The organism is Marinomonas epiphytica, from assembly GCF_054780655.1.
Genome location: NZ_BAAGVX010000016.1, coordinates 64,486 through 85,830, shown reverse-complemented (window position 1 = coordinate 85,830; position 21,345 = coordinate 64,486). Strand labels below are relative to the sequence as shown.

Here is a 21,345-nt window from a genome sequence, read left to right as displayed (position 1 = left end):
TCCGCCGCTCGACGCCTGATAGCAAGCTATCATCGTTTCCGCTCGACTTGCATGTGTTAAGCCTGCCGCCAGCGTTCAATCTGAGCCATGATCAAACTCTTCAGTTAAAAAAGTTTGCTTACTCAAGCATCGAAACACTAACAATTTACTTAATAAAGCGAATTGACGTGTTAGACGTCTCGTAAGACTTCAATATTTTTTGAAGCCTCCAGCGAGCGCCCACACAAATTATCTGATTATCTATTTTAAAGAGCGTTGCCGTTACACTTAAGCGACTCAATCTCTGTAAGAGTTTGAAGCCCTGTCCGTGTCAGCGAGGGCGTATATTAAGGATCTACAGATTTAGTGCAAGTACTTTTTTAACTTTTTTATAAAAAAGTTTGTACTCACCCTATTTTGCTACTTCACCTCGACAATACGCAGTTCTTTAGGCATGGAAAAAGAGACATTCTCTTCCTGCCCCTGTAGTTCTTCTGGCGTTTTACCGCCTTCTTGTACAAGACGCTCAATGACTTCATTGATTAAGACTTCGGGGGCAGAAGCTCCAGCGGTAATTCCCACGCTATCAATGCTTTGCAACCAAGCGGTATTAATTTCACTCGCGTTATCGATTAAATAAGCGTTTGTCCCCATACGCTCAGCCAACTCTTTTAGGCGATTTGAGTTAGAACTGTTTACAGAGCCAACGACCAATACCAACTGAGAGTTTTGCGCTAATGTTTTCACTGCGTCCTGACGATTTTGAGTCGCGTAACAAATATCATCCTTTTTCGGCCCTACTATTTGAGGGAAATGCTCCCTTAACGCATCAATCACAACTGACGTATCGTCCATAGACAAAGTCGTCTGGGTCACGAAGGCCAGCTTGTCTGGATTATTGACTTTTAGGTTTGCAACATCTTCGGGGTTCTCTACTAGATAGATATTCCCACCCTTGGAATTATCATATTGCCCCATTGTTCCTTCAACTTCTGGGTGTCCATCGTGTCCAATTAATACACACTCCATACCGTCACGGGAATAGCGCAATACTTCTAGGTGCACTTTCGTCACCAGCGGGCAAGTTGCGTCAAACACTTTTAAGCCACGACGTGCTGCTTCGTCTCGAACTGCTTTTGATACCCCATGAGCACTAAAGATCACAATGTGGTCGTCTGGCACTTGGTCAAGCTCATCAACAAAAACCGCACCTCTAGATTTCAATGACTCGACAACAAATTTGTTGTGTACCACTTCATGGCGCACATAAATAGGCGCTTCAAACAAATCCAGGCAGCGATTCACGATTTCAATAGCACGGTCGACTCCCGCACAAAAGCCGCGTGGGTTTGCTAGTTGTATTGCAAAGCTCATTATGCCGTCTCCACCGAGATGATGTGCGCACGAAAAGTGAGTGTGCGCCCAGCCAATGGATGATTAAAATCGACTTCTACATCGTTTTCATTAATCGCTGCAATGACCCCTGGCAACTCATTTTTGCTGACGTCTGCAAAAGACACTACCATGCCTTCTTCTAGGTCCATTGAGAATTGTGTACGCGCAATTCGCTGGATGTTACTTTCATTACGAACACCAAAGGCTTTTTCAGGTGGCATTTCAAAACGGCTCTCTTGCCCTTCCGACATACCTAGCAAAGCCTCTTCAAAGGCTGGTAACAAGCTACCGTCACCAAAAGCAAAGCTTGCTGGTGTTTGCGAAAAATTTGTATCTACGATGGAGCCGTCTTCCAGAGACAGCTCAAAATGCAAAGTGATTCGACTGTTCTCAGTCACTAAACTCATTTTTCTATACCTTCTGGCTTTTTAGCCAGTACACTTTCAAACAGCATTAATATGACACCAAGTGTAATTGCACTATCAGCCACATTAAATGCTGGAAAATACCATGTTTGTTGCCAGTGAAACTGTAAAAAGTCCACCACATGCCCGTATACTAGTCGATCGTATAAGTTACCAATGGCGCCACCAAGAATCAGACTTAATGAAATCGCTTCCCAGCGGTTGGTATGGGCGATCTTAATGAGCCGCCAACTAATCCCCAGCACAACCAATATAGCTATAATGGAGAAGAACCATCGCTGCCAACCACCAGCGCCAGCTAAAAAGCTAAACGCAGCCCCAGTGTTATAACGCAGAGTTAAGTCGAAAAATGGCCATACTGCGATTTCTTGACCATAGTACAGGTTCGACTCAACGGCTTGCTTAGTCAGCCAATCAAGTAAAAACAAGAAAGCAGCCAGTATCCACCAGCTACTCAACCTTTGCCACATTGCTTTTATTGTCATTTAAGCAAATAGGCGTTGCTCGCCCTCTCCGTCTGGCAGATTGCTAATACAACGATCACACAACTCAGGATGTTCCTCGCGCTGCCCGACCTCTTCTCTGTGGTGCCAACAACGAACACACTTAGTGTTCTGACTTACTTCAACAGAGACTTTTAAGCCTGCAAGATCGGTGGCAACAGCCACTTCTTCGGCTTGCTCTAAAGGCAGCACTTTCACGTCTGAGGTTATGAGAACAAAGCGCAACTCATCATTCAGGCTATTCAGCAACTCCTGTAGTTCAGTACTGCAGTACAGAGTAATTTCAGCGCTTAGACTCGCTTTCATTTTACCTTCGCTACGAGCCGCCTCGATTACCTTATTTGTGGCAACCTTAACCTCTAGCACTTGTTTCCAGAAATCACGCCCCATAGCTTCTTCACCCGACAAGGTTTCTAAACCTTCATACCAAGTCGACAAGAATACTGACTCACTGCGCTCACCTGGCAGAGACTGCCATAGTTCATCGGCAGTAAAGCTAAGGATAGGTGAAACCCAACGAACAAATGCTTCCATGATGTGATACAAGGCAGTTTGTGCAGAACGACGAGCAAGGCTATCCGCTTGCGTGGTGTACTGACGGTCCTTAATAACATCAAGGTAGAAACTACCCAAATCAAGAGAACAAAAGTTCTGTATCTTTTGCACTACAGAGTGGAATTGATACTCATTGTAAGCATCATTGATTTCTACTTGTAATTGGGCTGCACGATCGACAATCCAGCGATCTAGAGCAATCATTTCATTGTTCGGCACTAAATCCGTTGCTGGATTAAAGCCACTCATGTTGGACAACATGAAACGAGCAGTATTACGAATACGGCGGTAAGAATCTGCTACTCGTTTTAAGATCTCATCCGACACAGTCATTTCTGTGGTGTAGTCTGTCGCTGCAACCCAAAGGCGAATGATATCTGCCCCCAAAGTATCCATCACTTTCTGTGGAGACAATACATTCCCAAGAGATTTGGACATCTTACGGCCATCACCATCTACTGTGAAACCATGAGTTAGCACTTGCTTGTATGGAGGTACACCACGAACGGCAATGGAGGTTTTCAAAGAAGATTGGAACCAACCACGGTGCTGATCTGAGCCTTCTAAATACAAATCGGCCGGGAAGCTAAGCTCTTCTCTTTGATCGATCACTGAATAGTGCGTCACACCTGAGTCGAACCATACGTCTAAAGTGTCTGTCACCTTACTGTATTGCTCTGCTTCATCACCAAGTAGGTCAGCGGCATCCAGCTCAAACCAAGCATCAATACCTTCCCCTTCAATACGTTTGGCAACCTCTTCAATCAAACGTGGTGTCTCTGGGTGAAGTTCTTGTGTTTCCTTATGGATGAAAAGAGCAATAGGCACACCCCAAGTACGTTGGCGCGACACACACCAGTCAGGACTGTTATTTAACATCCCTTCCATGCGATTTTGCCCCCAACTTGGCACCCATTTCACCCCTTCAACTGCGTTTTTCGCAGCATCCAGTAAACCTTCTTCTGTCATGCTGATAAACCACTGAGGTGTAGCACGGAAGATCAATGGAGTCTTAGTACGCCAGCAATGCGGGTAACTATGAAATATTTTAGACTCGAACACCAAAGCACTGTTACGGTTCAAAGCCTCTAAAATAGCACCGTCTACTTTATAAACATGCAGACCAGCAAACTCTCCAGCGGCCTCTGAGTACACGCCGTTGTCTTGCACCAAGTTAATCGTAGACAAGCCATTAGCACGGCCAACATTGAAGTCGTCTACACCGTGGTCAGGTGCCGTATGCACACAGCCCGTACCAGCGTCAGTCGTAACATGGTCGCCCAAGATCACAGGGATATCACGCTCTATAAACGGATGACTTAACAGCGTTCCTGCAAGATTGCTACCTAGCGCACGCCCAACAACACGGTAGTTTTCCTTACCGTATCGAGCCATGACATCGTCTACCATGTCTTCAGCAAAAATTAAGCGCTCTAACCCCTGCCCCATATCAACCTCAACCAACGCATAGTTGAATTCAGGGTGAATAGACACGGCTTGGCTTGCTGGAAGTGTCCAAGGGGTGGTAGTCCAAATAACAACAGACACCTTACCTTCGCCCTCTAGGTCAGAAAAGCTTGCTAGTAAAGCGGCTTCGTCTTTAGGAGCATAACGTACATCAAGCGACAATGAGGTCTTATCTTGATACTCCACTTCAGCTTCAGCCAAAGCAGAACCACCCACAACACTCCAATAAACTGGCTTAAAGCCTTTTACAAGGTGACCATTCTGAGCAATTTTGCCTAACGCTCGAACTATATTAGCTTCCGTTTCAAAGTTCATGGTGAGATACGGTTTATCCCAATCCCCCATAACACCAAGACGCACAAAGTCTTTCTTTTGCTCTTCAATTTGCGAGTAGGCATATTCACGACATTTAGCACGAAATTCTTTGTAAGATACTTTGCTACCAGCTTTGCCAATTAACTGCTCGACCTTATGCTCAATAGGCAAACCGTGACAATCCCAACCAGGAATATAAGGCGCATCGTAGCCACTCACAGTTTTGGATTTTACGATAATATCTTTGAGGATTTTATTAACCGCATGACCAATGTGAATACTACCGTTAGCGTATGGAGGGCCATCATGGAGAACGAATGATTTGCGCCCTTTGCTAATGTCACGTACTTTCTTATATAGATCCATATCTTGCCAGCGTTTAAGCATCGCCGGTTCACGTTTTGCCAAGTCTCCACGCATTGGGAAGTCAGTCTGTGGCAAATTAAGCGTCGGTTTATAATCACTCATGGTTTTCTGCTTTATCCTCAAAGATCATCAGTTCACTGATTAGGCAAAGAAACGAATTGCTTCTTCTTTGTCACATTGTATTTGTTTTTCCAGCGCATCTAAGCTGGCCATTTTTTGTTCTGCCCGAATAAACTGACAGAAAGTCACCTCTACGTATTGGTTGTACAGGTCACCGTTAAAATTGAATAGGTGCACTTCTAAGATGGGCGTCTTACCTTGTACGGTAGGGCGAACACCAATATTAGCAACCCCTTCGTGCAATTTTCCTTGCACTTCTAGTGTTACCGCATAAACCCCTGATAGGGCGGGCTTAATACCCTTCAAATGTACATTCGCTGTCGGAAAGCCTAAAGTGCGCCCCAATTGTTGACCTTGAATCACACGACCACTCAAGGTAACAGGGTGCCCCATATTTTGTTGCGCCCCCATGACATCGCCTTGCTCTAAGGCTTCACGCACTAGAGTGCTGCTAATTCGCTGCCCTTGTAAGTTCAACACTGACGGAGTGTTTTCAACATTAAACTTGTGATCCATGCCAAAACCTTGCAAGTAGGCAAAGTCTCCTTGTCGGTCACAACCAAACCGAAAATCATCCCCTACAACTAAGTGCTGAACCGATAGGCCATCTAGCAATATATGCTCACAAAAAGCTTGCGCTGTAAGCTGTTGAAGTTTGGGGTTAAATGGCATACACAAAACAAAATCGATCCCCTGTTCTGCCAGCCAAGTCACTTTGTCTCGCAATCGTCCAATACGACCAGGAGCCGTTTGCGCAGCAAAAAACTCCCGTGGCTGAGGCTCAAAAATCATAACGCCAGCAGGACACTTATAACGATTAGCCAGCTCTTTTACACGCGTTAAAATAGCACTATGACCTAGGTGAACACCGTCGAAGTTACCTATCGTCAACACACTTTCTTTGTGCTTTGAACGGATATTGTGAATACCGCGTATTAACTCCATATCACCCCATGCCGGAACGTCTTGCTTAGCGTCGAAAAAATAACCGCGATTATATAGCAGTTCCGCACTTGAAGGTAGGGCTGCAAGGCGAGTCAAAATAATGATGAGTCACCCGCAGCACCCCACACTCAAGAATGCTTCAAAATACGTAGCCGCAAACCAGCCAAAAACGCCGCAAGAACATAAACTGAGACACCACACACGACAACAACAGACATACAGCCAACGCGATCCAGATCACTCATTTGCGTCCATTGCCAGCCCATTTGCAAAAAGCCCCACAGGCAAGCAATAAGTGCAAAACTCCCTACTAACAAAATCCTGAGCAAAGCTCGCCAAGCCCCAGTAAACATATGATGCCCCTGTTTACGCAAGCCGTACCAAAGCAAAAAGGCATTAAGCAAAGCAGATAACGTAGTCGCAAGTGCCAACCCAACATGCCCCAGAGGCCACACTAAGATAAGGTTAAACCCCATATTTGCAATCATCGCAATAATACCGATACGCACAGGCGTTTTTGTATCCTGGCGCGCATAATAACCCGGCGCTAAAACCTTGATTAGCATCATAAAGACCAGCCCCAAAGAATAGGCCTGCAGACTCTGCGCCGCCATCAAAACATCTTGCTCGGTCAATTCACCTCGATAAAAAATGGTCGCAATCAAAGGCTCAGCCAACATAAACAAAGCCACCGCAGAAGGCACCGCAATCAACAACAGCACTCGTAACCCCCAATCTAATGTAGAGGAAAAGCGTGCCCTATCATCACCCGCAAAATTACGTGACAGAGTAGGCAGAATGACAGTACTAATCGCAATAGCAAAGATCCCTAGCGGCAACTCATATAGGCGATCTGACAAATACAACCAAGTGATACTGCCTGTTTGCAAGAATGACGCGAGCACAGTATCCAGTAATAAGTTTATTTGCCCCACCGAAACACCAAACAGAGCAGGCCCCATCAACAATAGAATTTTTTTTACACCTGGGTGAGAAAAACCCAACTTAGGCATAGGTAGCAATTTCAATTTAGCAAGAAACGGCACCTGAAAAAGAAGCTGCACCAAACCAGCCGCAAATACCCCCCAAGCGACCACTTTTTCAGCTTGAACTGCATATTGAGCAAAGCCCAGTGTTGCCACCAACAAAGACAGATTAAGCAAAATCGGGGTGATCGCTGGCACACCATATTCACCATGAGCATTCAGAATCCCCCCGGCAAGAGCAGTCAGCGAAATAAACAAAAGGTAAGGAAAGGTAATGGTTAACAATTCTGAAGCCAACGCCAGTTGAGCTGCATCATCAGAGAAACCCGGCGCAAAAATATACACAACCCACGGAGCTGCCACCATAAACAAAACCGTTACTACCAATAACACTAGGGCCAAAGAGCCGGTCACCGCGGCGACCAACTCCCGAACTTCTTCTTTTGTTTGGTTGACTCGATAATCACTTAATACTGGTACAAAAGCCTGAGCAAAGGCCCCTTCTGCAAATAAACGCCGAAAAAAATTAGGGATTTTAAAAGCCACATAAAATGCATCTGCACTGGCACTCGCTCCCAGCATATAGGCCAACGCCGCATCACGAGCCAAACCCAAGATACGCGACACAAAGGTACAAATAGACACAAGCACCCCAGAACGCAGCAACGACGAGGGCTTAGACTTTTTATTCAAAGCCTGTTTCGATTTCGACATAAATAAAGTTCACGCAGAAGAGTTCAAATTCCGCTAAGGATATCACCCTAGTACAGAGGGAGCGAACTAAGAATATCAACTGATTTGACTATTATTTGTATAATAGGGTTGAGACATCCTGAAAAACTGGTAAAATTCGCCGCGAGATTTTCAAGTTAAAACTTGACATTAATTTCACGACCAAGCAAAGTGCTAGGTCGTTTCATAGATATAAAATTAAAGGAGCCAGACCGTGGCAAACTCCGCCGGTTCAAAAAAACGTGCACGCCAGGCAATCAAACGCCGCGCTCACAATGGTAGCCTTCGTTCAATGGTTCGTACTTACTTGAAAAAAGTAGATGCGGCTATCGAATCAGGCAATCAAGCTGAAGCACAAGCTGCTTACGTTCTAGCAACTTCTAAGCTAGACAAAGCTGCTAACAAAGGCCTATATCACAAAAACAAAGCAGCTCGTCATAAGAGCCGCTTGAGTGCTAAAATCAAAGCACTGGCCTAATACCTATAAAAAAACCGGCTACCGCCGGTTTTTTTATATCTTATAAACTCTATAACACCCCTAACTAGTCAACAGAATCAACCAAACACACCCTGCTAACATCAAGGTCAACATCACAGCAGCAGAACCGAGATCTTTTGCCCGGCCAGAAAGCTCATGATGCTCATCACTGATACGGTCAACCACCGCTTCCACACTTGAGTTTAACGTCTCGACAATTAGAACCAAACCGACAGAAAACACCATCAAAGCGCATTCAATTGCAGATTCCGACAGCCAAAAGGCCAACGGCAAAGACAGCAAGAATAAGACCACATCTGCCCTAAACGAGGCTTCGTAGCGCCACTGAGCATTCAACCCTTGTCGAGAATATTTCGCCGCGTCAATTATGCGCCCCAACCCCACTTTATCTGGCTTTGCCATGCAACACCTACTGTTTATTAGATGATCACCAAATCATCTCTGTGAATAAGCTCTGGCCCACTCTCGTAGCCCAAAATATCACCGATTTCAGAAGAGGCATGCCCAAGCAGTTTCAAAGCTTCAGCCACACTGTAGTTAACCAAACCTCGCGCCACTAGAGCGCCCTGCTCATCCACGCAAATCACCATATCGCCACGGGAAAAATCACCCTGCGCATCCTTCACTCCCACAGGCAAAAGACTAGTCCCTGAACGCCTTAACGCTGATACCGCGCCAGCATCCAATACCAAAGCACCTCGACTCTTAAGGTGCCCTGCCAGCCATTGCTTTCGGGCCGCCAAAGGCTCATGCTCAGGCTGCAACCAGGTACCTAACTCTTCACCACTGGCAGCTCGCAGAATCACATCTTCCACCCTTCCAGAAACGATTAAAGTGTCCGCCCCTGAACGTGCAGCCAAACGTGCAGCCCGCACCTTGGTTAACATGCCACCACTACCTAGCACACCCGCGCCACCGCTCGCCATTGCCTCCAAGCTTTCATCGGAAGCCAAAGCATGCGTGATTAATGTTGCATCTTTATGATCTCGAGGGTTTTTATCAAACAAACCATGTTGATCGGTCAAAATAATGAGCGCATCCGCCTCCACTAGGTTAGCCACCAAGGCCCCTAGAGTGTCGTTATCACCAAAACGAATTTCATCGGTCACCACCGTATCGTTCTCGTTGACGATTGGAATGACACCAAATCCCAGCAAAGCCCTCAATGACGAGCGCGCATTCAAGTAACGACGACGATTAGAAAGATCATCATGAGTAAGTAATATCTGAGCAGTATTTAAGCCATGAATTTCAAAGAAAGATTCATACACCCCCACCAACTCCATTTGCCCCACTGCAGCTGCAGCCTGGAGCTCATTAAGCTGCTTAGGACGAGAAGTAAAACCTAAGCGCTTCATGCCGGCAGCGATAGACCCAGAGGACACTAACACCACCTCTTTACCTTGCGCACGAAGATCCGCTATTTGCGCGACCCAGAGACCAATCCGATCGACATCGAGGCCCGCGCCATCGTTAGTTAACAAGGCACTACCAATTTTCACGACTATGCGCTGCGCTTTTGCTATTTTCTCTCTCATATTCATGATACTGCTTTACTCACACTCTCAGACAAAACACCAACAACTCACTACTGAACGTATTCTACATCTACATCGTAATCGTCATCATCAAAGTCGTCATCATCCAACTCCTGCCCCGCTTTGCGACGTTTTTCGCGTAACGACAAGATTCTCTGACGTCCTTCTTCATCAATCTGCTCACGAATGGCTCTTTCTTCTTCCTGTGCTTCAGGATCTTCCGCCAAACGCTCACGCTGTTCTTCTAACGCAGTCATTAAATCCAGACAAAGCAATTCCGTACCTTCTCCAGAAATCGCCGATACACGATACGCCTTACCCTGCCAACCCAGAGCATCAATCACACTTTGACAACGCTCTTCCAGCTCTTCTGCAGGCACCATATCGGTTTTGTTCAACACCAACCAGCGATCACGTTGCGCAAGCGTAGGACTGAACTGCTCCAACTCATTGACAGCAATTTGTGCCGCCTCAGCAGGCGTGACCTCATCCCAAGGCGCTAGGTCAACTATATGCAACAGGATACGGTTGCGCACAAGGTGTTTCAAAAAGCGTATACCTAGCCCAGCCCCCTCAGAAGCCCCTTCGATAATCCCTGGAATATCAGCAACCACAAAGCTTTGGTGTTTTTTAACCTTAACCACGCCCAAGTTAGGCACAAGGGTCGTGAAAGGGTAATCTGCCACTTTGGGCTTAGCTGACGAGACAGAACGAATAAAGGTCGATTTACCCGCATTCGGCAACCCCAAAAGCCCCACATCGGCCAACACCTTCATTTCCAACTTCAGCGTACGCTCTTCACCTACCGTGCCTTTAGTTGTTTGACGAGGCGCGCGGTTCGTACTGGACTTAAAGCGGGTATTACCTAACCCTCTGTGCCCACCTTGAGCTACTTTCAGCTTTTGCCCAATTCGCACAAGGTCACCGAGAGTTTCACCTGTGTCTTCATCGATCACAGTGGTCCCTACCGGCACCTTAATTTCTAAGTCTTCACCTTTGGCACCGGTCATATCTCGACCCTGGCCACCTTGTCCATTTTCCGCTATGTATTTCTTGGTATAGCGAAAGTCAATCAAGGTGTTAAGCGACTCATCTGCCACTAACACCACACTTCCACCATTACCGCCGTCGCCGCCGTCAGGGCCACCTTTAGCAACAAACTTTTCACGCCAAAAACTTAAGGCACCATTACCACCTTTACCGGCACGAACATAGATACTGGCTTCATCTACAAATTTCACAGTTATACCCCTTTGTGGGTTCTCAGACTCTATTAAGCCTGATTATAGAATTCTTGCAAAAAAAAAGCCCCGCATGCGGAGCTCTTTTTAAGTTTTTTAGCAGGCTAATTAAGCAGCAACGACAGAAACTGTACGACGCTTAAATTTACCTTTAACTTCAAACTTCACTTGGCCTTCAGCAACTGCGAACAAAGTGTGGTCTTTACCGATTTTAACACCTTCGCCAGCGTGGAACTGAGTACCACGTTGACGAACTAGAATGTTACCAGGAACCACTACTTGACCACCGAAACGCTTAACACCTAATCGTTTCGACTCGGAATCGCGACCGTTACGAGTACTACCACCCGCCTTTTTGTGAGCCATGATTTACTCCTTAAAAAATGAATTTGTTAACGCTTAGTTAATGCCAGTTACTTTCACTTCCGTGAACCACTGACGATGACCCATACGCTTCATAGAATGCTTACGACGACGGAATTTCAAGATTTTCACTTTATCTCCGCGACCGTGAGCAACAACTTCAGCTGTTACTTTTGCGCCTTCTACAACAGGTGCGCCAACTTTAACGTCGTCACCATTGCTTACAAGAAGTACGTCGTCAAACTCTACAACGCCACCTTCTTCTACAGCCAACTTCTCAACTTTAAGGGTTTGGCCTTCTTCTACACGGTATTGCTTACCGCCAGTTTTGATCACTGCAAACATGTTCTTCTCCAATTAGATCTACCCGGCTACTAAATTTAATTTGACCTACTTCTAGTGGCATCTGTGTGTTTAATCTTTCGATGAAACAACACTGCCATATGATAGGGAGCAAAATGTGGGTAAATCGGACGCAAGATTGTACAAAATCACACCACTTAACACAAGCACAAACCAAGCCTAATATGGTTTTTTCGTATTTTAGGTTGACCCCAGCCAGTCCCTTACCTAGCATGGTGTGCACTTGCTGTTCAGCGTGAGACTATTTAGCTTCGGAAATTGCATGCAATTCACACAAATCCATGACGTAGTGGCCAAAGAATTTGGCCAAGTAAATGAATACATAATGTCACAACTTACCAGTGACATCCCGCTCATAGAGCAAATTGGTTATTACATTATTAGCAATGGCGGCAAACGTTTACGACCGCTGTTAGTGCTTCTGGCTGCGCGTGCCAGCCAACCTCTAACAGACGACTCCCTTGAACAAGCCATCAAAATGGCCACTATTATCGAATTCATACACACTTCAACCCTATTACACGATGATGTGGTGGATGAATCCGATATGCGCCGTGGTAAAAAAACAGCCAATGAAGAATGGGGCAATGCTCCAAGCGTCTTAGTTGGTGATTTCTTATACTCTCGGGCATTCCAGATAATGGTCGACGTTGGCAGCATGCGTTGCATGGAAATATTGGCAACGACCACAAACATCATTGCCGAAGGCGAAGTCCAACAGCTAATCAATTGTGGCGACCCGGACACCACAGAAGAAAACTACCTTAAAGTAATTCAATACAAAACAGCCAAATTATTTGAAGGAGCTGCACTTTGTGGAACAGTCATTGCCGGTGCATCAATAGAACATCAAAAAGCCTTACAAGATTATGGTATGTACGTAGGCACCGCATTCCAACTCATTGACGATGTTATGGACTATGTAAGCACCGCTGAAGAAATGGGTAAAAGCGTGGGAGACGACCTGTCAGAAGGAAAGCCAACGCTACCTCTGATTTACACCATGCAACATGCTTCCAAGGATGCAGCTGAACGTGTTCGTCAAGCCATCTTAACGGGCGGCCTAGAGCAGTTAGAAACCATCATTAAAGATGTGCAATCCTGTGGCGCTATTGAATTCACCCAAGCTCGAGCACAACAACAAGCAGACCTGGCAATCAAGAGCATTGCTTGCCTACCTGAATCCGATTATAAAACGGCGTTAGTTAATTTGGCCCATGCTTCTGTGAAGCGACGAGCCTAATGCGAGTAGCGCACTTTAAACGTGCGCTACTCTTCTATCTTTAGAATATCGGCGACCAGCTTACCCGCCTGCTCTGGGTGCTGTTGCATAAAGCAGTGATCTCCCTGTGTTTTTACCAAACGAACATTCGGGTTTTTTCTTGCTGCTAGGCGATAAGCCTCTTGGAACATGGGAAAGGTATCCTCCCCATAAACGATATAGGTTGGCACGCTAATCTTAGCCAATCTACGCCACAATTTTTTAGGATAAGTACCAAATATCGCCGCCTCCATCCACGTTGGGCAACGCAGCTCATAACCCTTATCACTTTTCTCTAAGGCAAACTCTATGTAGTCCGCCAAACACTCTGGCTCCCAACCCTTAAACGTTCCACGCTCATAGAAGTTATGATGCACTTGATCGTAACTGTCCCAATGGGTGCGGCGTTTTCGCGCTCGCTTGACCATAGGCACTTTATCCATCAATCCTGCCAAGCGCACTGCTTTCATTAACATAATGTGTTTTGGCGGGAAAAGTGCGGGATCTAGCAACACCAATCGACTAAAAGCCTTAGGGTTTTGCGCGCTCATTAGGGCCGTCATACAGCCACCAAAGCTGTGCCCCACTCCGACTATTTCAGCGGTGTTATGGAGTTGTTGCTTACCAACTTGTTCTAATGAATCGGCAAATCGCTGGGCTGTTTTATTCCAACCGACAAAAGACTCATCCACATCTGACAAGCCGTGACCAGCCGCTTCTTGCAGAAGCATCGGATAATTGCCAATGCAGGACAAAAACTTGCGATAAGTTTGCACGGCAAAGCCATTGCCATGTAAAAAATGCAACGTTGGCAAACCCTCCTCACCGGCAGAGGCGTACCCTTGTAATGATCCATTTCCAAAATCATAACGCCAAGAAGAAAAGTTTTTTGCGGTCATGTTACATCCAAATTCATGCATTCAATTTACAGGTAGAGAGGCTCTTGTGTATCCAAAGTTAATGAGCCTAGGCTACTTTATCTTTCTTTGCCCTATAGCCTATCACATTAGGCTGCGCCCATTTGGCTCAAAAATCGCTTTCTTTTTCTTGCCATTCGCACTGTTCAGTCGTTTTTTCACCCTAATAGCGCAGAATTTAACCTATCTAGACATTTTTTTTTGCAGCAAACATTCATATTGGAGCAGCAAACCGATATAATCAGCTAGATTTTATACAGCAAACAGAACCACTCAACCGTCAAATGGCTTTAGCCGTTATACTTGGTGATAGTGGATATAGGATTATAATGACTACAGCTTCATCTTTTGAAAAAGACGAACTATTAAAATGTGGCCACGGCGAAATGTTTGGTGCAGGAAATGCCCAACTTCCTGTTGGCAACATGCTAATGATGGATCGCATCACTCACATTTCTGCAGAAGGCGGTGAGTTTGGTAAAGGCGAAATTATCGCTGAACTAGACATTAACCCTGACCTTTGGTTCTTCTCTTGCCATTTCCCTGGTGACCCAGTAATGCCTGGCTGTCTTGGTCTGGATGCCATGTGGCAACTTGTTGGTTTCTTCCTAGGCTGGAAAGGCAACAAAGGGCGTGGTCGTGCATTAGGTTCCGGTGAAGTTAAATTTACAGGCCAAATCCTGCCTACCGCAAAAAAAGTCACTTTCCACATTAACCTAAAGCGTGTTATTGAGCGCAAATTGGTAATGGGTATTGCAGACGGAAGTGTGAAAGTTGACGGTCGTGAGATTTACACAGCAAAAGACTTGCGTGTAGGCTTATTCACATCAACAGACAACTTCTAAAGATTAAGTAATAAGAGGCACTTTTATGCGTCGTGTAGTAGTAACAGGTCTTGGTATCGTCAGCTGCCTAGGCAATGACAAAGACAGCGTTTTAAATTCTTTGCGCGAAGGAAAATCTGGTATTCGTTTCGCTGAAGACTACAAAGAAAATGGTTTCCGTAGCCATGTTTGTGGTCGTATTGATTTGGACTCTGACAGCATTGATCGTAAGGTTCGTCGTTTTATGGGCGATGCCGCAACTTACGCTTACGTTTCTATGCAACAAGCCATCACAGATGCAGGCCTAACTGAAGAACAAGTTTCTAACATCCGCACTGGATTGGTCGCTGGTTCTGGTGGTGCGTCTGCGCAAAACCTTGTTGACTCTGCAGACACTCTGCGTAACAAAGGTGTTAAGCGTGTTGGTCCTTACCGCGTAACTCAAACAATGGGCAGTACTGTCTCTGCCTGTCTTGCTACGCCGTTTAAAATTAAAGGCGTTAACTACTCGATCACTTCAGCTTGTTCAACCAGTGCGCACTGTATCGGTAACGCAATGGAACTGATCCAGCTAGGTAAACAAGATGTTGTGTTTGCTGGTGGTGGTGAAGAAGAAAGCTGGGCGCAAACTTGTATGTTTGATGCCATGGGTGCGTTGTCTTCTAAGTACAATGAGACACCAGAAAAAGCTTCTCGTGCTTACGATGCAAACCGTGATGGTTTTGTTATTGCAGGTGGCGGCGGCATGCTAGTTATCGAAGAGCTTGAGCACGCAAAAGCTCGTGGCGCTAAGATTTATGCAGAGCTTGTTGGTTACGGTGCAACCTCTGACGGTTACGACATGGTAGCCCCTTCTGGTGAAGGCGCGAAGCGTTGTATGCAAATGGCAATGAGCACTGTTGACGGTGATATTGATTACATCAACACTCACGGTACTAGTACTCCTGCAGGCGACATGAAAGAGCTTCAAGCAGTAAATGAAACCTTTGGCGACAACATTCCTTTGATTAGCTCGACCAAATCTTTGTCTGGCCACTCTTTGGGTGCTGCTGGCGTACATGAAGCCATCTACAGCCTATTGATGATGGAAAATGACTTCATTACAGCATCTGCCAACGTTGATGAGCTTGACCCTGCGGCGGGTAACATTCCTGTTGTTACCACACGCAAAGACAATGCGAACTTGAAGACTATTATGTCTAACAGCTTTGGTTTTGGCGGTACAAATGCCAGCTTAGTGTTCAAAAAATACGAAGACTAACAAGAGCCTAAAACAAAAAAACCGCTTCATCATGAAGCGGTTTTTTTATGCCTGAAAGAAAGGAATAAATTTTAAGAAAACTACCTGTGGTCAGGTAGTTTAGCCATTTCAGCTCTCATCCAGTTTTCCATTTCTGCGTGTACTTCCCCAGTCTTTTTGCCTTTTGACTCAATCGCCGGTCCAACAACCAATTTAATTGTGCCTGGGTATTTCAGAAAACGTTTGCTTGGCCAACAGTAGGCGCCATTATGGACCATAGGTAAGATTGCAACATCCGCAGACGTTGCCAGCATCGCTGCCCCTTTATTGAAGGCCTGCTCTTTACCTGGCGGCGTACGAGTGCCTTCTGGAAAAATTAATACAGAGCGCCCAGATTCTAACCTCTCTTTCCCCTGAGACAGTATTTGTTTAAGGGCATTCGTCCTTTTAGATCGGTCAATGGCAATAGGTTGAACCATTTTCAACCCCCAGCCGAAAAAGGGGATAGAAAGCAGCTCTTTCTTGAGTACTGTTGAGATTGGTGCCATCATAATTTGTAGAATATAGGTCTCCCACTCACACTGGTGATTTGCCACCACGACCATGGATCGACCTTTATCAATATTTTCAGCGCCGATGATCTCAACTTTTACTCCACAAAAAACCCTTAAAACAAATAAAACACCTTTATTATGATTGTTAAGAACAGGCTGTCTGTGCCTTATTGGCAACAATAAGCCTGCAATGGGAGCCAAGACACCAAAAATTAATGTCGATACAGTGTAGTAAATGGAAAAAACAATAGAGCCTAACCATATTCTAATTGAGGAAAACACACTCATGACAAACTCATCCTAACTTATGGATTTACATATTTTTCTTTTTGGATTAAGGGATTGGCATACATAGCAAGAACCGTTTCACGCAACTCTTCAGGGCAAGTTTCTAAATAGGTAGAAAATGCACTGTCGGTGGAAGCCTGCCCTTGTTGAATCGCGAGAGCCGCTTCATTGGTTGAGTGCACGGCATAGTTAGAGATAATTTGGCGATCCACTTCCGCGACAAACTCTTCAGCAGTTTCAAAGCCAGTTTGCATGACCTCTCCAAAGGTCACCACTACCTTACCTTTTTGCCCCACAATACCATTCTTGATGCTATCTATGTCTTCAAACTCACTTTTAACATAGTTGCCTGTTGTGGATTTTTGATGCAACTCTTGGGCCTTATCGAAAGCACAAGGGTCATATTCGTAGGAAATAGAAACAGGTACAACTTTCAAGTTGGCCATGGCTTCAGGAAAGCTCACCTTGGCTTTCTTTTGACTCATATAGAACATTTTTATAATGGCAGGGTCTGTTTGATCTAACCCATCTTTTGCCCGCCCTTCTTTCTGGGCAATCCAGATATTGGCTTGCTCTTCCATAACAGAGTGCGAGATATACCCAGACAATTGCCCAAAGGCCGCCATCATTTCACGAATACCATTAGCCGATCGTTTCACGATGAAGCTTTTGTTTAAACGCATTAGGTCAGATACAAACGGGCGTCGAAGCAAATTATCCCCTATCGCAATTCTGACGGTATTAAGCCCAGCTAGATACAAACCATAATTTACAAATGCAGGGTCCATTGCGATGTCTCTATGGTTAGAGAGGAACAAATAGCCCACGCCCTTTTCAAGCTTTTCGACACCGCGATACTCCACATCGGTGGTCGTGGTTTTAATCATACGTTCCATGTAACTGGCAACACGCATTTGAAAATCGTGCACATTTTGAATATTCGCAATCTGTTTTTTAAGGGCTAACTTAACAGCAAAACCTAAAGGTTTATGCAGTAGTTTAGGCCACTTAGCAAAGCGGAAACCAACAATAGTGTTAATAAAGTCAGGGGTTTCCACTAAGTTATTCAACACCCCTACTACTTCTTCATCGTTATAAGGGCGTATATCTTGAAACTGATCCATTTAATTTTCCGTCAGAATATTATTATAGTAATTGTCTTTACAGTGTTTCTATTGTGAAACTAAGGGCTTCTAAAGCCTCTCGGTTCGCGACTGATGTCACTACAGCGACACTTTCATTGTCTGCAGTGAAATAGTTTTTAGCGACTTGCTGCAATTGCTCTATTGTTACCGATAGAATGCGTTTTCTAAACGCCTCTCGATAAGCCAATGTACGGCCATGCAATGCGACATAAAAGTCACTTTGAGCCTCTCCAGCCGGAGAGCCTGGCTTATCCATAGAGCCGATAACACCCAGCACAGCTTCTTCCAACGCTTCCTCTGTATGCTGCTCGTTCAATAACCAGTGAATAGAAGCGTCAAAATCGGCTAGAGTTTCTGTTAAACGAGGGTCACGGTAAGAGTAGAAACGGAATGCCCCTAAACTACCATCAAAGCTAGCACCACCGCCGTAAGCGCCACCTTGTTCACGGATTGCACGATGTAAAAAGCCATTACGTAAGAAGCCACCTAAAACGGTTAAAGCAGCTACATCAGGATGGTCCCCCGATACTGTGCGGAATACTTTACTACAGAAGCTCACCTGAGTTGCTGTGAGCCAGGCTGTTTTTACCTGCTTATCAACCTCAGGGAAAGACAGTTTTTGAGTTGTTTCAGCCTGCGCTAATACATCAAAAATAGGAGTAACTATCGCTTTGATATTCTCTTCATGTTGAGGCTCAGCCACCAGCAGGATTTGTTTAGGTGCTACCAGCAATTTACTGTGCAGGCGCTTGAAGATCGCGAGCACTTTAGTGACTTCTGCATCGTCGGCTTTCATTGCATCGTCTAAAGCGATTGCACTGCGAATGCCAGTCATGCCACCCCAAGCTTCTTGTTGAGCTGCGTAGCCAGAAATACCACTCGCGGCGGCAGCCATCGCTAGGGAATGACCCTGCCCAGTAATCGATTGTTCACGCCTAGCTCTACGTTGTGCCACCAGCTCCTTAACACGAGCGATTTCATCAAAACGTACGTCTAGCATGGTTTGTTTAGCCAACTCACTCATCGCCGAGGTATTGTTTACCAAGGCTTTTGCATTCAGGACAAAGTAACCTGCGACTTCTTGTCGGTCTGTTAAACTTGCTCGAATCGAGGTCGAAGCACTAAAGCCTCCACACACCTGAGCTTGTCGTTCCTGCATAGCAAGGTAGCCTTGCTCGCCAACACCTAATTCGGTGATCATGGCAGCGAAAAGCGGTAGATATTGCCTTTCTTCGGTATCAAGCTCAGGTAGGCTAATGACTAATTGCTGGTAAACCAGCCCATTAGTACCTTGTGGATAAAAGGTAACTGGAAGTGATGTTTGACTGTTATGCTTTTCATATTCTGGTAACTTAGCAGGCACATCTTCCAACCCCACTTTAGGCAAAATACTCATATCATCCACTTGAGCTTGGCGCTGTTTTAACGCCTCACTGCGGTCAATAATATCTTGCTTTTGTGCATCTGACAGCGCGGCTTTAATTTTGCTTAAACGCTCTTGTTCCGCGTCGTTGCGGCGCTGTTCTAGCTGATCGTCAGGGCTAAGCGTAAGGGTCACTCGATGGGCATTAGTGAGTAACAAGCTTTCGATTAATTCAGATAAATAAGCTGGGTCTTGAATACGCTTTCGCATTTGGGCGATAACGGGGTCAAGGTCCAGCTGAGCAATCACATCACCAGCATGTACCGCAGTAGATAGGCCTGCCAATATCAACTGTAACCCATATGGATAACCGTCGCCGCCAATTTCGCGCTGGCTCAGTTCTAGTTGATGCAACATAGCTTCCACCATTTCTTGTGGAACACCTTGCTTAGCAATGTCAGTTAAGGCGTCTAATATCAAGGCTTCCACTTTGCTTGAATCTTCACGTTTTACTCCTTCTAGACCACACATGAAGCTCATTTCTTTATTGCTGTCTTCAAGGCCACACATGGGTGACGGAGCACGACCAAGGTCACTACCCTCTAACACTCTGCGCAACGGCGAAGCACTATTATCTAGCAATACACTGGATAACAGTTGCGCCTCAAACTGTTTGCTAAGGTCAATACTTTCACCCAACAACCATGCAACAACCACATGACTTGCATCTTCTTTAACTTCATCGGCGGCATAACCTTCTTCAACCCGCACAGGTGAAAAGTACCGCTTAGCATTAGGCACACTCACTTGGCGATCTAAGCGTTCGAAGCGGTGTAACACCTTATCTTCAAATTCAGTTTGTAGCCTTTCTGCAGGAATGTCCCCAAATGTCATGAACACGGCATTGGATGGGTGGTAATGGGTGCGATAAAAAGCCAGCAGCTCATCGTAACTCAGGTCTGGGATATCTGTGGGCTCACCGCCAGAATTAAAATGATAGGTATTATTTGGACACAAGTATTTCGTCAAGGCTTGCCAGAGCACAGAGGTTGTTGAACTCATTGCCCCTTTCATTTCATTAAAAACTACCCCTTTGAAAGTTAAATCCGAGTCGGCATTAGTAGGCTCGGCAAACTCCAGCCGGTGCCCTTCCTGAGAAAAGTCCAACTCGTCCAAACGAGAGAAGAAAACAGCATCTAGGTACACATCTAACAAGTTATGGAAATCTTTTTTGTTCTTACTCGCGAACGGGTATGCCGTCCAATCGGAGGAAGTAAAAGCATTCATAAAGGTATTCAATGAACGGCGAATCATCATGAAGAACGGGTCGCGAACTGGAAAACGCTCTGAACCACACAACACAGTATGTTCAAGAATGTGTGCGACGCCAGACGAGTCAGTAGGAACAGTTTTCAAACCAACAAGAAACACATTCTCATCGTTCTCTGAAGCCATATGATAATGTTTGGCTCCGGTAACAGTGTGCTCAAATTCTTGTACCGTTACATTCAGCGCGTCGATAAACTCACTACGTATGAAGGTGAACGCTGGGTGCGCATTCTGCTTTACCATTCTCTACCTCTTGGTTCTAGAATCGGGTGTCGTCATAAGATGAAGGCGACTAAAACTCATTAGTCGCAAAATTGGCGAAATTATAGCAAATTTGTCGCTTCTTCTGAACGCATAAACTTGCAAGCTTTCGTAAGGATAAGGAGGAAACATTAGCGTTTATGTTGTTTTTCCCAATTCTCTAAACGGGCTTTATCGCTTTTCTTGAATAAAACATACACAGCGCCTAAGCCACCATGATGGCGCTGAGCACTGTGGAAGGCCATCACGTTATCTAAATCTCTGAGCCACTTATTAATATAGCAGCGCGTCGATAAACTCACTACGTATGAAGGTGAACGCTGGGTGCGCATTCTGCTTTACCATTCTCTACCTCTTGGTTCTAGAATCGG

20 protein-coding genes and 1 rRNA gene are annotated in these 21,345 nt (G+C 45.4%); 4 read left to right on the top strand and 17 right to left on the bottom strand.

The features are described from left to right. The 7 genes from ACYVGZ_RS05020 to murJ form a co-directional block, all read right to left on the bottom strand. Nucleotides 1–107: ribosomal RNA gene (locus ACYVGZ_RS05020) — 16S ribosomal RNA — on the bottom strand; the annotation flags it as partial. A gap of 292 nt (nt 108–399) precedes the next feature. Then, the gene (gene ispH, locus ACYVGZ_RS05015) at nt 400–1,353 is read right to left on the bottom strand and encodes a 4-hydroxy-3-methylbut-2-enyl diphosphate reductase (RefSeq protein ID WP_460752079.1); all 954 of its coding nucleotides are present in this window, start codon (nt 1,351–1,353) and stop codon (nt 400–402) included. Beyond that, nucleotides 1,353–1,781, bottom strand: a complete 429-nt coding sequence (locus ACYVGZ_RS05010) for an FKBP-type peptidyl-prolyl cis-trans isomerase (RefSeq protein ID WP_460752076.1) — start codon at nt 1,779–1,781, stop codon at nt 1,353–1,355. Before ACYVGZ_RS05010 ends, ispH begins: the two co-directional genes overlap by 1 nt. After that, nucleotides 1,778–2,284, bottom strand: coding sequence for a signal peptidase II (gene lspA / locus ACYVGZ_RS05005; RefSeq protein ID WP_460752074.1), 507 nt, complete (start codon nt 2,282–2,284; stop codon nt 1,778–1,780). Before lspA ends, ACYVGZ_RS05010 begins: the two co-directional genes overlap by 4 nt. Beyond that, on the bottom strand, nt 2,285–5,107 hold the full coding sequence (gene ileS / locus ACYVGZ_RS05000; protein WP_460752071.1) for an isoleucine--tRNA ligase: 2,823 nt from the start codon (nt 5,105–5,107) through the stop codon (nt 2,285–2,287). It lies immediately after the preceding gene. 39 nt (nt 5,108–5,146) lie between these two features. Beyond that, nucleotides 5,147–6,070, bottom strand: coding sequence for a bifunctional riboflavin kinase/FAD synthetase (ribF, locus tag ACYVGZ_RS04995; RefSeq protein ID WP_460752081.1), 924 nt, complete (start codon nt 6,068–6,070; stop codon nt 5,147–5,149). A 128-nt stretch (nt 6,071–6,198) separates the two neighbouring features. Continuing rightward, nucleotides 6,199–7,770: a murein biosynthesis integral membrane protein MurJ gene (murJ, locus tag ACYVGZ_RS04990; protein ID WP_460752068.1), complete on the bottom strand. Its 1,572-nt coding sequence runs from the start codon at nt 7,768–7,770 to the stop codon at nt 6,199–6,201. Nucleotides 7,771–8,002: 232 nt separating this feature from the next. Here murJ and rpsT point away from each other — a divergent pair, with 232 nt between their 5' ends. Beyond that, nucleotides 8,003–8,266, top strand: coding sequence for a 30S ribosomal protein S20 (gene rpsT / locus ACYVGZ_RS04985; RefSeq protein WP_460752065.1), 264 nt, complete (start codon nt 8,003–8,005; stop codon nt 8,264–8,266). Between the two features lie 60 nt (nt 8,267–8,326). Here the strand turns inward: rpsT and ACYVGZ_RS04980 are convergent, their stop codons facing one another. From ACYVGZ_RS04980 to rplU, 5 genes are all read right to left on the bottom strand, one after another. Further along, complete coding sequence (locus tag ACYVGZ_RS04980; RefSeq protein WP_460752062.1) at nt 8,327–8,689, bottom strand: diacylglycerol kinase; 363 nt, start codon at nt 8,687–8,689, stop codon at nt 8,327–8,329. A gap of 17 nt (nt 8,690–8,706) precedes the next feature. Next, a complete protein-coding gene (gene proB / locus ACYVGZ_RS04975) occupies nt 8,707–9,831 on the bottom strand; it encodes a glutamate 5-kinase (protein ID WP_460752059.1) in 1,125 nt (374 codons plus the stop codon). 44 nt (nt 9,832–9,875) lie between these two features. Then, nucleotides 9,876–11,066 carry an Obg family GTPase CgtA gene (cgtA, locus tag ACYVGZ_RS04970; protein WP_460752056.1) on the bottom strand — a complete coding sequence of 397 codons (1,191 nt, stop codon included), beginning with the start codon at nt 11,064–11,066 and terminating at the stop codon, nt 9,876–9,878. Between the two features lie 108 nt (nt 11,067–11,174). Continuing rightward, on the bottom strand, nt 11,175–11,432 hold the full coding sequence (gene rpmA, locus ACYVGZ_RS04965) for a 50S ribosomal protein L27 (protein ID WP_460752053.1): 258 nt from the start codon (nt 11,430–11,432) through the stop codon (nt 11,175–11,177). A gap of 33 nt (nt 11,433–11,465) precedes the next feature. Continuing rightward, entirely contained in the window at nt 11,466–11,774 is a 309-nt protein-coding gene (gene rplU / locus ACYVGZ_RS04960) for a 50S ribosomal protein L21 (RefSeq protein WP_460752051.1), read from the bottom strand. Between the two features lie 280 nt (nt 11,775–12,054). Between rplU and ispB the strand changes: the two genes are divergently transcribed. After that, nucleotides 12,055–13,035, top strand: coding sequence for an octaprenyl diphosphate synthase (ispB, locus tag ACYVGZ_RS04955; RefSeq protein WP_460752048.1), 981 nt, complete (start codon nt 12,055–12,057; stop codon nt 13,033–13,035). 26 nt (nt 13,036–13,061) lie between these two features. Here the strand turns inward: ispB and ACYVGZ_RS04950 are convergent, their stop codons facing one another. Next, entirely contained in the window at nt 13,062–13,952 is an 891-nt protein-coding gene (locus tag ACYVGZ_RS04950) for an alpha/beta fold hydrolase (RefSeq protein ID WP_460752046.1), read from the bottom strand. 347 nt (nt 13,953–14,299) lie between these two features. Here ACYVGZ_RS04950 and fabA point away from each other — a divergent pair, with 347 nt between their 5' ends. Further along, on the top strand, nt 14,300–14,815 hold the full coding sequence (gene fabA / locus ACYVGZ_RS04945; protein ID WP_460752043.1) for a 3-hydroxyacyl-[acyl-carrier-protein] dehydratase FabA: 516 nt from the start codon (nt 14,300–14,302) through the stop codon (nt 14,813–14,815). Nucleotides 14,816–14,840: 25 nt separating this feature from the next. Further along, nucleotides 14,841–16,055, top strand: coding sequence for a beta-ketoacyl-ACP synthase I (gene fabB / locus ACYVGZ_RS04940; RefSeq protein WP_460752041.1), 1,215 nt, complete (start codon nt 14,841–14,843; stop codon nt 16,053–16,055). Between the two features lie 80 nt (nt 16,056–16,135). On the opposite strand, the gene ACYVGZ_RS04935 is transcribed toward fabB, so the two are convergent. The 4 genes from ACYVGZ_RS04935 to ACYVGZ_RS04920 form a co-directional block, all read right to left on the bottom strand. Next, a complete protein-coding gene (locus ACYVGZ_RS04935; protein WP_460752038.1) occupies nt 16,136–16,876 on the bottom strand; it encodes a lysophospholipid acyltransferase family protein in 741 nt (246 codons plus the stop codon). A gap of 17 nt (nt 16,877–16,893) precedes the next feature. Further along, a complete protein-coding gene (locus ACYVGZ_RS04930; RefSeq protein ID WP_460752036.1) occupies nt 16,894–18,000 on the bottom strand; it encodes a 1-acyl-sn-glycerol-3-phosphate acyltransferase in 1,107 nt (368 codons plus the stop codon). Between the two features lie 37 nt (nt 18,001–18,037). After that, the gene (locus tag ACYVGZ_RS04925) at nt 18,038–20,956 is read right to left on the bottom strand and encodes an insulinase family protein (protein ID WP_460752034.1); all 2,919 of its coding nucleotides are present in this window, start codon (nt 20,954–20,956) and stop codon (nt 18,038–18,040) included. A gap of 149 nt (nt 20,957–21,105) precedes the next feature. Continuing rightward, nucleotides 21,106–21,306 (bottom strand): Smr/MutS family protein, encoded by a 201-nt coding sequence (locus ACYVGZ_RS04920; RefSeq protein WP_460752031.1) that lies wholly within the window; start codon nt 21,304–21,306, stop codon nt 21,106–21,108. Nucleotides 21,307–21,345: the final 39 nt, after the last annotated feature.